The sequence below is a fragment of the Leptolyngbya sp. AN02str genome (assembly GCF_050565595.1).
Classification (GTDB): Bacteria; Cyanobacteriota; Cyanobacteriia; order Elainellales; family Elainellaceae; genus Kaiparowitsia.
Genome location: NZ_JBNXVR010000020.1, coordinates 99,175 through 111,792, shown reverse-complemented (window position 1 = coordinate 111,792; position 12,618 = coordinate 99,175). Strand labels below are relative to the sequence as shown.

The 12,618-nt window shown below is 51.7% G+C and carries 9 protein-coding genes; 8 read left to right on the top strand and 1 reads right to left on the bottom strand.

Translation table 11 applies throughout. The features are described from left to right. The first annotated feature begins 291 nt into the window (after positions 1-291). From ACQ4M4_RS16280 to tilS, 4 genes are all read left to right on the top strand, one after another. Positions 292-846, top strand: a complete 555-nt coding sequence (locus ACQ4M4_RS16280) for a DUF3172 domain-containing protein (protein WP_430685492.1) — start codon at positions 292-294, stop codon at positions 844-846. 437 nt (positions 847-1,283) lie between these two features. Further along, positions 1,284-2,282 carry a c-type cytochrome biogenesis protein CcsB gene (gene ccsB / locus ACQ4M4_RS16275; RefSeq protein WP_430685491.1) on the top strand — a complete coding sequence of 333 codons (999 nt, stop codon included), beginning with the start codon at positions 1,284-1,286 and terminating at the stop codon, positions 2,280-2,282. Between the two features lie 167 nt (positions 2,283-2,449). Beyond that, positions 2,450-2,830 carry a KGK domain-containing protein gene (locus ACQ4M4_RS16270; RefSeq protein ID WP_430685490.1) on the top strand — a complete coding sequence of 127 codons (381 nt, stop codon included), beginning with the start codon at positions 2,450-2,452 and terminating at the stop codon, positions 2,828-2,830. A 357-nt stretch (positions 2,831-3,187) separates the two neighbouring features. Continuing rightward, positions 3,188-4,177 carry a tRNA lysidine(34) synthetase TilS gene (gene tilS / locus ACQ4M4_RS16265; RefSeq protein ID WP_430685489.1) on the top strand — a complete coding sequence of 330 codons (990 nt, stop codon included), beginning with the start codon at positions 3,188-3,190 and terminating at the stop codon, positions 4,175-4,177. Positions 4,178-4,218: 41 nt separating this feature from the next. On the opposite strand, the gene hmpF is transcribed toward tilS, so the two are convergent. Beyond that, the gene (gene hmpF / locus ACQ4M4_RS16260) at positions 4,219-5,979 is read right to left on the bottom strand and encodes a pilus motility taxis protein HmpF (protein WP_430685488.1); all 1,761 of its coding nucleotides are present in this window, start codon (positions 5,977-5,979) and stop codon (positions 4,219-4,221) included. A gap of 1,250 nt (positions 5,980-7,229) precedes the next feature. Here hmpF and ACQ4M4_RS16255 point away from each other — a divergent pair. From ACQ4M4_RS16255 to ACQ4M4_RS16240, 4 genes are all read left to right on the top strand, one after another. Then, positions 7,230-8,534, top strand: coding sequence for a response regulator (locus ACQ4M4_RS16255; RefSeq protein WP_430685487.1), 1,305 nt, complete (start codon positions 7,230-7,232; stop codon positions 8,532-8,534). Positions 8,535-8,650: 116 nt separating this feature from the next. Continuing rightward, positions 8,651-9,016, top strand: a complete 366-nt coding sequence (locus tag ACQ4M4_RS16250) for a response regulator transcription factor (RefSeq protein ID WP_430685486.1) — start codon at positions 8,651-8,653, stop codon at positions 9,014-9,016. Between the two features lie 11 nt (positions 9,017-9,027). Then, positions 9,028-9,558, top strand: coding sequence for a chemotaxis protein CheW (locus tag ACQ4M4_RS16245; protein WP_430685485.1), 531 nt, complete (start codon positions 9,028-9,030; stop codon positions 9,556-9,558). A gap of 57 nt (positions 9,559-9,615) precedes the next feature. Next, positions 9,616-12,465, top strand: coding sequence for a methyl-accepting chemotaxis protein (locus ACQ4M4_RS16240; RefSeq protein WP_430685484.1), 2,850 nt, complete (start codon positions 9,616-9,618; stop codon positions 12,463-12,465). Positions 12,466-12,618: the final 153 nt, after the last annotated feature.

Sequence of the window (12,618 nt, the reverse complement as noted above, 5' to 3'; positions counted from 1 at the left end):
GGGGGGTGGGGCCCCCCCCCCCCCCCCCCCCACAACACACACACTAGAGCTGGCAGACTTGCGTAAGTTCTGTTAATTGCTAAATGGATGCGGCTGAGTTGAGTCTTATGGGTTCAGCTCACGAACAGATGTAAAAGCCATTCAGGCCATTTCATGGATGACGATGTTCTGAGAGTTGATAGAGACGGTTTTCGTAATCAAAAGCTATACTGAACGTTAAAGTCTGTGGTGCATTGCACCCGGCAATTTGTCAACCTACCCCTCATTCCTCTCACTATGAGACGAAGACCCATGCCGCCCAGAAACGTGTCGCAAAGACCTCCGGTAGAGCCGCAGAACCGAAATCCAGTCGCTGCTGCGTTCAACTACACCACGGCTGCCATTATGGCGGCGGTATTCATTTTAGGAATTGGGTTGGGGATTGCCTTTAGCTCAACTGCAAACTTTGGCCCTGAAAATATTGCCTCCCGCGAAGTTATCGACCGCAGTGCACCCAACGCAGAAATGTGTGCCCAGTATGGGGCAAGTTCCATCACGATGGACTTGCGCGCCTTCGTTACGCTTAACCCGTTTAACGTGTATGTATCGCAGCCAGCAATGCAACCCGGTTGTGTTCTCCGCAGCACCAACTGGTCCATTTTGGAGCGCCAAAATTTGGTCAGTTCTGACGATGTACGCCAGTGCCGTCAACGGCTGAACACCTTTGGCTTTACGGGTAACCTCGATCGTCCCAACGAAAAGCCCAAGATTGACTGCGTATACCAAAACGACGCTGCTAAGAATTTGTTCTTGAATCAGCCTGGGTTTGGAGAGAATGCGTTACCTCGCGAAACTGAACGGTTCTAACGGTTCTCTTTCAGAGACTCAATCTCTAGACAGTTAGATGACTCCAAGGCCAGGATGCAATTCCTGGCCTTTTTGTTCGGTTTCATCGATTTGGTGCTGACCCGGCTACAAAACAGCGATCCCACAACTCGGTCATGAGCGATCGCCACCGTTTCTAAATCGTCTGGACTTACGCATTGGTGTTGTGGGTAGGGTTTCGCACCCTACCCACAACACCAATACACCAGATTTAGTGGGCTTGCGTCAGTCCTGATCGTGTCACTGGGAGGCTCGTTCACACGATAGCCATCAACATCAACGTGCGTAGCTAGCCAAACTTCCTTGACCCGACCCAGGTTCTCATGCCATTAGCCTCCCTTCAATGCTCCAAGACTCGATAGGATAGAGAGTGATAGTGATCATGCGTTGACTGCAACAATGGCCAGGAGCATAGCAGTATGGATTTAGTAACCCTACAAGGTTGGTTAGATAATGCATCATTTGCCGTCTTGTTTGCCACAATGCTGGTGTACTGGACAGGGGTTGCATTTCCAACTGCACCCTATTTAGCAACGCTAGGTTCTACTGGCATGGCGATCGCCAACCTGTGCATGGCAGCATTGCTTGGGGCTCGGTGGATCGAAGCTGGATACTTTCCCCTCAGCAATTTATACGAATCATTGTTCTTTATTGCCTGGGGCATCACCGCCGTTCACTTCCTTGCTGAGCAAATGAGCCGCAGTCGTTTGGTGGGAGCGTTCACTGCACCAGTTGCCATGGCGATCGCAGCGTTTGCTGCGTTATCTCTTCCCGACCAAATGCAACACTCCGAACCCCTGGTACCTGCACTCAAGTCCAACTGGCTCATGATGCATGTGAGCGTGATGCTACTCAGCTATGCCTGCCTCATGGTGGGAGCGTTGTTGGCGATCGCATTCTTGATCGTTACCCGAGGTCAAGCGATCGAGCTGCGCGGTAGCTCAGTCGGCACCGGAGCCTACCGAGATGCCCGTTACCGACTACGCCGCCATGGCGAAGTGATTGAGTCTGCACCGCAACCTAACCCCAGCGGCGGCACCGCAGTTTTGGCACCCGCCACCGCGACAGGCGCAACTCAAACCCTGTCGCCACAACGCCTTACCATAGCCGACACACTCGACAACATCAGCTACCGCATCATCGGCCTTGGCTTTCCGCTGCTCACCATTGGCATTATTGCTGGGGCGGTGTGGGCCAACGAAGCTTGGGGATCATACTGGAGCTGGGATCCCAAAGAAACCTGGGCGCTCATTACATGGCTGGTATTTGCAGCCTACTTACATGCCCGAATTACTCGTGGCTGGCAGGGTCGTCGTCCTGCCTTTTTGGCAGCTTCGGGGTTTTTGGTGGTTTGGGTTTGCTACCTTGGGGTCAATCTGTTGGGCAAAGGGCTCCACAGCTACGGCTGGTTCTTTTAACGTATTCTTCTATTCTTCTCAGTACACGACCTAGCACTACATCTCATTGCCTCCTGTCTGTCGTTGGGATTGGTTGTCTGTGAAGCAGCAAGCGCTAGGATAGATTGGCGCAAGAATATAGGTTCGCGCAAGAATGATGTTGGCGCAGTCATAGAGGGACAAAACGAATGGATCGCGATTACAGCCTGTTGAGTGATGATGAGGTTTTGCACATCAGATCGGGACGGATCTTGATGCCCAATGCCACCTTCAAAGTCAGCGAATTTTTGGATGCGCTGGCTCAGGTCATTAGCGAACAAGAGGCAGAGTGGTCCGATGAGTGCGAGGGCTGGTTTAGTACTGGCCTACGCTGTGAGGCATTGCGCCTAGCCAATCAGGGCTGGCAGCGGGGACGTGTGCGTATTCGCCTCGAGTTTTATCCTGAGCCACAAAAGCTATTAAAAGAAGAAACACCACGTCATGCCAATCGCTCCGAGCGCCCTGCCTACCGCGATGAAGTGTATACAACGGTTGAACCTGTCTACGATGAGTTCAACGATGAGTACTAGAGAACATAGTCAAATATCGGCAATGGGAGTTAGAACGGTAGCTGCAAGTGGTAGCTATGAGCAATCGGGTATGGGCTTGCTCTATTGAAGACTGATTTAATGTCAGTCCTACTTCGATCGCTCTCGCATGGTTGCTCACACCTTAGGGTAGCAATTGCATTCCTTTCAGCAAGGGCAGCTCACGGCAAAATTTGCCCAAGGGCTTCACCAAACTGCCCATGACAAACAGCACCCTATTGAGGGCCAACACTCATCTCACAGATTCCTGAATGGCTGCGATTGCCATTCTCCTGAAGAAGCCTACAAATCAGCAAGCAATTGCTCTGTCGAAATTTCTGCGCCCCTTTGACTCTGCATATGCCCAATGCGTCTTCGTGGACTCCATTGCATGCTCGGCTACACCAAACGTTGCTCAAGCGGCAGTTGCTACCACCTGGGCAAGGGATTTTGGTTGCTGTGTCTGGTGGGCAAGATTCTCTTTGTTTGCTCAAGCTGCTGCGAGATTTGCAGCCAAAGTGGGAGTGGACGCTGGGCGTAGCGCACTGTAACCATGGCTGGCGGAATGATGCCCATGCCAATGCAGCCCATGTTGAAACGTTTGCCCAAAGCTGGAATCTGCCCTATGAGGTGGCGATCGCGCCATCGATGCTGCCGACCACAGAAGCAGCGGCTCGGGATTGGCGCTATCAAGCCTTAATCGAAATGGCGCAAGTTCAGGGATACTCGTACCTTGTGACAGGTCATACAGCGAGCGATCGCGCCGAAACCTTGTTGCACAACCTCATGCGTGGGAGCGGTGCAGATGGATTGCAAGCGCTAACCTGGCGGCGATCGCTCACCGAGAGGATTCAGCTCATTCGGCCCTTATTGAACACAACGCGCCAGGAAACGGGGAAATTTTGCCAGGAGCACGGTATTTCCATTTGGGAAGATACAACAAATTCGGATCGAAGCTACGCTCGCAATCGCATTCGTCTCGATCTACTCCCCTATCTACAAACGCACTTCAACCCAAAGGTTGAGCACCATCTAAGCCAAACCGCTGAGCTACTCCAAGCCGATGTGGCATACCTAGAAGCGGAGGCCTCGCGCCTGTTGGCTCAAGCGATCGCGCCGAGTGGCAAACCTGCGGTGAATCGTCGCATCTTGCACTCGGCAGCAACCGCCCTCCAGCGGCGAGCGCTGCGGCAATTCTTACAAATGCATTTGCCCAACCATCCCAATTTTGAGCAGGTCGGCAAACTGCACGCCTTGATTACCGCCCCAAACCGCTCCCAAACAGACCCTCTACCCAAAGGCGCGATCGCACGAGTAGAGGGTGACTGGATTGTATTAACTACTCTGTAATCAAGTTGTAATCGAGTACAGTGAGTGCGAAGAAGCAACGATTAAGAAGCAACGTACTCAGGAGTTTGGCTTTGGGTAAGAACAGCAATCATTTGGCGCATTTCAGCGATCGCCTGTAGCTGATAGTCACTGGCTTCTTGAAATTCCGACATAACGCCAGAAATTGCTTCCAGCTTTTCCTTGAGGCCATCGACACTACCGTGAACCATTTGCATCACGTCTTGGTAGACATTGACTCTACCCCATAGCTCACCCGCCGCCGCCTTTTGGCGCTGTAGCTCTTGCTCTTGCTGCTGAATCGCTTGCCAGCGAGCCTCTTGCTCTCCAGCCTGTTGCTCCACAGACGCCCGGGCTTGGTCGGCAGAACTTTGGAGTTCGCGCACCTCGGCCTGCACCGCTTGAATGGTTTGCAGCAAGTCTTGCTTCAGGGCTTCCAACTGATTGATCACAGGCGAGAGATCAATTGCCGGCTCCAAACTATCTCCTGTCGAAATCCCTTGGCGTCGCGCTAAAACAGCTTGGTGTTGTTTTAAGACTTCGCGCCGCTCTTGCAGGTTACGGCGCTGGCCCACCAACGTTTCATCAAGCATCCGATAACGGTCTTGCTCGTCTGCCATCTCCGATTCCAGCTGCAATCGCTCATATTCAGAGGTGTTTTGAATCTGCTGCTGAAGGGCGTCAATGGCTTCTTGCTGCGCCTTTAGTTCCTCTTCCTGGCTCCCCACATAGCCCGACATTTTTTCTAGATCTTTTTCCATGTCGCGAACGGTGGTTTCCAAGTCCTCTAGCGACATGTTTTCCAAGGCGGCAATATCAACCTTGCCCCCAATGCTAAAGCTGTCTGAGCTTTCGACTAGTTGGCAAAACTGTTTGTACAGCTCGTCTTGCTGTTTAACTTGCTGAGTCAATCTGTCAATGTAGGTCTGCTTTAGGTCAAGGGCCTGTTGGCGTGATTGCAGCTCAGCTTTTGCCTGCTCAAGCGCTGCTTGCGCTTGCTTCCACTCTTGCCAGCGAGCCTGAATATCCTGAATTTGCTGATTGAGCGATTCTTCGTGCTGCTGAGCCTGTGCCCTTTGCTCCTCGATGGTTCGATGCTGAGTTTCAACCGTGCTCTGGTGCTGCCCCAAGATTTCAAACGAGTGGTTGAGCTGGTCACGCACGGCCTCAGTGGGTGCGATCGCCCCCGAAAGGCGATCCAACAACTCTTGCATCTGCCGAGCTTTGTCCTCATCCAGGCCAACCGCGCGACTTGCATCCGCCTGCATTTCTTCGAGCTTGGCCATCTCGCCCCGCAGTTGTGCCCACGCCCCTTCTAGCTCTTGGCTCTTTCGATCGTATTCTTGTCGCAGATTGTCAACTTCTTCTTTATGGGTTTCGACTTCTTGCCGCTGCTGCTCTAGCTTTTCAAAGTCCTCTTCCATTTGTTGAAGCTGTTCTTCGCGGGCTTCCATGTCTAGTTCCCGCCGATTCAACTCTTGGCTCTGATAGGTGAGCGACTGCTTCCACTGCTCGATTTCTTCTTCTTGGGTTTTGAACTTATCCTGCATCCGGGTAAAACCCTGCAGAATGCTGACCAACTGGCGACCCGCCTCATTAATACGCTGTACCTGGCGGTTGCCACCCACCTCAGCCATCACCAATACACCAGCGGCGTAGGCGACATCATCGGGTGCCGAAATGACTTCCTCACCCGGTACTGCGCTCCAGCTGTTCTCGCCCCTCTGGCACGCGAGCAGCCTTAGCTCAGGTTTACCACTGCCGATAACCCCTTTCTTTCTCTGTACTTCTGCCAGATACAGCACGCCAGTAATCCTCTTCCGTATCTTCTCAGTGTTCGATCACAACTAACTCTAGACCTATTCGCGGTTTCTATCAGAGTCCTGAGTGGATCTCCTTAAAATTATGAAACCGCTACCGTTTCAATCGGTGCAACACACCGAATTCAGCACATCACCACAGGGTGGAAACCGCAACCAACAAGGAGACGATCGCTCAAGTGTTACGTCATACCTAAACGGTACGCTGTAGAGCCTCAAGAGCCTTCATCAATCGAATTCAGTTACACAATTGAAAACGATTTTTTTCAGAGACTTAATCTATACCAGAAAATTATTTGGCAATCTATTGGTCAAGATTGTCGATTAATTTGAACTGGTCTTGGTCGGTGAAACTGAAATTTAAATTATGTAGAGAATTGAACTGTCTTTGTAAAAGGAGATGCAGTTGCAATCCAGTGTAGCTTGAGAATTTAGGTTGGCTACTTGAGCTGAAAGGCTCCATCGCTCTTATCTCATCAAATTTAACATCATCATTCCATTTAGGCAGTCCTCTACTGCTGAATTCGCCAGGATGCCTCTAGTTTTGATCAAGCACAGCTCAATGTGAGAGTGACTGGGCGATCGCCTTCAATCAACCGTTCCTCACGTTCACTCACTGCACCGACTCAGCTCGATCTTGATCTACGGCTCCCTTAACAGAGCCAAGCAGATAGCGATCGCCATGTAGAACCAGCCAAATATTCGCCCTACCCACTTACCGCCTCAGCCAAAACTCCAAACCCACCGTCCTCATGACCTAGCATGCCCGTATTTTGTCAACAGTCAACAGCTATCCCTGCACTTTTCATTCGAGTCTCAACAGCCTGCAGACAGCCCATGACGGTAGCCGTCAAAACCTGAGATCAAACTCTGCTAAGTTTCATCAATGTTCAGTTAACCGTTGGGTTAACCGTTCAGTCAATCTGCAATCAGCCAACCTTCATCTCACCAGACAAACTTATGGGATCCGTACCTAGGACGACCAACGGACGCTATATTGATGACAACACTAGACTAAGTTAAGTTTCTCCCTGACCCTGATTCAGTTTAGCCAACGGCTTAACAAGAGCTTAGAGCAACGCTTTTCGCCACTTTTGCCAATGTGCATCAGTTTTAGGGCCTCGGTGTTTCGCCGGCAGTTCAATCATTCTGTTCTTCGATGTCTATTCCTTGAGCCGAGTGGGGAATCTTAAAGCTCAAGAGGTCCGAGTGGTTTTCATGGAACCTTTGGCTACATGCAGGGCAACTTGAACGAAATTGATATTCGCAGCATCCTGCAGTTGATCGAACTGGGTCAACGCACAGGGGAGCTGTATGTGGAGGCGTACAGCACTCCTAGCAGCCTGGGAGAAACAGGGGCTCATCGTCGTTCGGCCCTGTGGAACCGTGCGACCAAAGCCCCGCTTGAGCGGTCATGGTTTGTGTTTTTTGTAAATGGTCGCATTGTGTACGCAGGCGACACGGGTTCCGATCTTTCGCGCCTGCAAGACCACTTACGACGCTACAAAGTTGGCAAACGGCTCAGCAGTCTAACCTTTTCAACGGCGATCGCCACCATCAATACGCCCGAGTATGGACACCTTTGGGCTCTGCTCGAAAACCACACCCTGACCCCAGCCCAAGGGCGCACCATTATTCGCAGCATGGTGCAGGAGACCTTATTTGATTTGCTGACGCTGCATCACGGCTCCTTCATTTTTGAAATGGGTCAGCCGTTGGCACCCCAACTTGTGGAACTGGAAATCGAACCCCTAGCGCGAGACATCATCAAACAGGTGCAAGGATGGAAGCAGCTTCATCCCCTGATTCAGTCTCCTGACCAATGTCCAGCGATCGCCGACGTTGCCCAGCTCAAAGACACCCTGAGCATTACCACCTTCAACAACCTAGCCAAATGGGTTGATAGCAAAACTTCAATTCGGCAAATTGCTCGCTATCTCAACCGCGACATTCTAACCGTAGCGCGAGCGATCTATCCATGTATCCAGCAGGGTCTTGTCCATCTACATCCACCAATTAGTCAAACGCCAGCCATCGCTTCGCTGCCCGATCCCGGTCATACAGCCCTGCCCCCCCGCATTGTATGTATTGATGACGGCATCGCCATCCGTCAAACCGTCGAACACATTCTCAACGAACATGGTTACGAAGCCAGCTCCATTGGCAATCCGCTTAAGGCATTGAGCCTGGTTTTTCAGCTCAAGCCAGATCTCATCCTTTGTGATATTTCCATGCCCGAGCTGGATGGTTACGAAATTTGTGCCATGCTCCGCAAGTCCAATCGCTTCCGCCAAACTCCCATCATCATGCTGACCGGACGAGATGGCTTTATCGATCGCATCAAAGCCAAGATCGTAGGTGCCACCGACTACCTCACCAAGCCGTTCGGTGAAGGAGAACTGTTAACCCTCATCGAAACCTACGTCGGGCCGGGTGATGTGAATTCTCCCAGGCCCGACAAATTGTTAGCCGAAGACTTGGAAAATGAGTTAGAAATTGATATTGCCGAGTCATCTCCATCGATTGCCCCATTGACTTAGGCAGCGAACCTGTCGATATGTCTTGGTTGAGTCTTAAACCCTGTCATCAGCCATGTCCACCCCATCATCAATCCCATTCCACCCCTTAGAACTAATTGGTTACAGAGTAAACAGCTATGAGTAGAGTCCTGGTCGTAGAAGACAGCGTCACTCAACGAGAAATGATCACCGATCTGCTCAAGGGCAGCGGACTCGACGTAGCTGTCGCCAGTGACGGAGTGGAAGCCCTTGAGCAAATTCAAGACAAAATCCCTGACCTTGTCGTTCTCGACATTGTGATGCCCCGCATGAATGGGTATGAAGTCTGCCGCCAAATCAAATCCAACCCTGTTACCCAAAACATTCCCGTTGTGATGTGCTCCTCCAAAGGAGAAGAGTTTGACCGATATTGGGGCATGAAACAAGGGGCAGACGCTTACATCGCAAAGCCCTTCCAACCTACTGAACTGGTTGGCACCGTAAAGCAACTGTTACGCAGATAGGACACCCCCTCATGATTGGCAATCCGGATTTTTTGACCGCTAGAGGCCCCGATCAAGCACCTGAGTTACAGGCGCTTGAAAGTCCTGAGGGGGAGTTGCATCTTCGGTTTTTCACCACATCCGGTGACGAATTTGCCTTACCGGCCACGGGCATCAAAGAGGTTATCTCCGTTCCTCCAGATCGAATTACCCCGATCCCGAACGTTTCTCCACTGCTATTGGGTACTCTCAATGTGCGGGGTAGAGTTGTTTGGGTGGCGGATTTAGGACAATTCTTGGGAGATGCGACTCTGCTTAGCACCGATCGCCCCGAGATTTCTGTTGTTGCGGTCGAAGATCAAGACACTATGTTAGCCTTAGCAGTTGACCGCATTTATGGCATGGTTTGGCTCGATATTGAAGAGATTCTCATGCCAACCAACGTCCCAGACGGAATGGCTCCATTTCTCCGAGGAGAGTGGGTATTTCATAACGAGGGCGATCGCCGACTTCGGTTGCTTGATCAGGTCGCGATTCTTCGTTCGGCACGATGGGCCGCATAGGCAGAGATATTCAGCATTCAGCAGATTCGGACAAATGCATGGGTAGGAGCAAGGCAAATGGGATCAGGCACTGACTACGCACAAGAATATCAGCAGGCTGAAAAAGCCTATATGCAGGGAAACTACGAAACTGCAGCCGAAATCATCGATCGTTTGGTTGAAAGCCACCCCAGCGATCCAAGTATCCGCCTGCTGCGTGGTCATATCTACTGTTATGGCCTGCAGCAATATAGCCTTGCCAAAGAGCAATATCAGGAAGTACTCACCCTCACGTCCGATCCTGAATTTCTAGAATACGCCAACAATGGACTCTCAACCGCAGCTCAGTTCGAAGAGGAAAGCGGCCTAACCAGCGCCGAGCCTGACTTTAACGATGAAGCCCCCCAAGCGGGATATGCCGATATCGATGCCGAATTTCTGAGCACCACCGACTCGCAATACGGACAGTACGAAGAAGTTCAAAGCGATTTCGGAGATGAAATTAATTTTGATGAGTTTGACGATCTTGGGCTAGGCAGTGCCGACAATGCCTTCGCAGATGCTCAGCCAGCAGCATCCTTCGACAATCCCTTCGCAGCCACCGACTCAGACTACACACCGCTTGATGACTCGGATGCCTATGGCAGCGATCCCTTTGCCCAAAGCTCACCGTTTGACTCCGCAACACCAGACAACTACGAGCCATTTCCAAGCGGTATTAATGACCTGAGCGACACCGACTATAACAACAGTCCCGAGTTCGATAATTTTGATTTCAGCAACTCGTCCGACTTTGGTGAAGGCGATGAGTTAGGGCTAGACGACTCCTATCTCTCTTCCTCTCCTGATGCATCGGCCTATGACTTTTCAACCCCTGAAAGCGATTTAGGCTACACTTCGCCTACCAACATGGGTGGCTATTCGGCCAACCAAGAATCGGGAGAGGACGAAACCCTGTTTATGGGAGCGGATGAGTTTGAAGCGAATTCCAATCCTGAACAGACGTTTGGCTACCCTAGCTCTGGCTCTTCTGAGTTTGCCCCCAGCACCTACGGGCAGCAAAGCGGCGACCTTGAAGACGATGATTACACATTGGTCTCACCCAATGGAAATCACAGCTATAACTTTGAGGAGCTTGACAGCTTAGAAGACTTTTCTACGAGTGAAGACCCCCGCATCAGTTCAACTAGTTCGGAAACAAGTAGTTCTGGCTTTTTGGATGACTTTGAAGAGTTCGACGATTTAGGCAGTTTGCCTGATTTTGATCTCTCCGATAATTCGGCTGGGTTTACCAGTCCATCGGTCGCTGGAGACAGCTTTGCCATTAACAGTAAAGGCGTCTCTTCAAGCGACATCAATTTTGACTTTAGCGAAAGTGCCGATCAGTCCGTTATTCGCGAAGACGAAATTTTCAGTATTTCTGGAACATCGGATTCGTTGCCAATGTTCACCGAAAGTCACGGGGATGACCTAGAAGTTTCGGTAGACCAGGGCTGGCTAGCTCCGATTGAAAATGCACCTCTGTCAACCAAGCGTTGGATTGTCGCTGGTGTAACGGGTGTTGTCTCCATGCTGGCGGTTGCAACTGTGGGCTTTGTCGCATCAAACTTTTTTGTGACGAACGAAGACAAGCCAACGGTAATCCCCTATGCCCGTACCACGGATTTAGCACAAGCAGCCGCAGCAGGCATTATCGGAGCAGGAGCGGCGGCGGCACTGGGCTGGGTCACGAATAAACAGCTCCGACGCTCCGTTAGTGATTTGCAAGCGCAGTTTGATGCGGTATCTCAGGGAAATCTGAATGCCCAAGCGACCGTATATTCGGAAGATGAGTTTGGCCAACTGTCGGCGGGCTTTAACCGGATGGCGCGAGTGATTTTGACTACGACGAGCGAGGCCCAGCGGAAAGCCGAAGAGCAAGAGCAGGCCAAAGAAGATTTGCAGCGTCAGGTGATTCGTTTGCTAGACGATGTGGAAGGGGCCGCCCGAGGCGACTTGACGGTGCAAGCAGAGGTGACGGCCGACGTGCTGGGTGCGGTTGCTGACTCGTTTAACCTGACGATTCAAAACCTGCGGGAAATTGTGGAGCAGGTGAAAACTGCGGCTCGCCAAGTTGCCAAGGGCTCTGCGGAGAACGAAATTTTTGCGCGATCGCTCTCATCGGATGCTTTGCGTCAAGCAGAAGAGTTGGCTGTGACGCTGAATTCCGTACAGGTGATGACCGATTCGATTCAGCGGGTGGCCGAGAGCGCTCGCGAGGCCGAGGAAGTGGCCCGTTCTGCATCTGCCACCGCTTTGAAGGGTGGGGAAGCCGTGGAACGCACAGTATCCGGTATTCTCGAGATTCGGGAAACGGTGGCTGAAACGACCCGCAAAGTGAAGCGTCTCGCCGAATCTTCACAAGAAATTTCTAAGATTGTGGCCTTGATTTCCCAAATTGCCTCACGGACGAACCTGTTGGCTCTGAACGCCAGTATTGAAGCGGCGCGAGCGGGTGAAGCCGGACGAGGCTTTGCCATTGTGGCCGATGAGGTGCGACAGTTGGCCGACCGAGCCGCCAAGGCCTCGAAGGAAATTGAGCAAATCGTGTTGCAGATTCAAAGTGAAACCGGATCCGTGATGACGGCCATGGAAGAGGGCACCCAACAGGTTATTGAGGGGACCCGTCTGGCCGAACAAGCTAAGCGATCGCTCGAGGATATCATTCAGGTGTCGAACCGCATTGACGTACTGGTGCGATCGATTACGGCAGACACCGTTGAGCAAACCGAAACCTCCCGCGCCGTGGCCCAGGTGATGCAGTCGGTAGAATTGACCGCTCAAGAGACCTCGCAAGAAGCGCAACGGGTGTCTGGCTCTTTGCAAAATCTGGTGGGAGTCGCCCGTGACCTGCTCAACTCTGTGGAACGATTCCGCGTTGAAAAGTAGGCTCATCAGCAGGTTGATCGCGATTCCAACCGAATCGGGTACATTAAAGGCAAGGAATGGGGAGGTGTCAATCATGCTTCTCCAGCATGTTTACTCACAGCGCCACGGATACGGTTGATCGCACGAGTTGCACTGTTTTAAGAAAGACCTGTT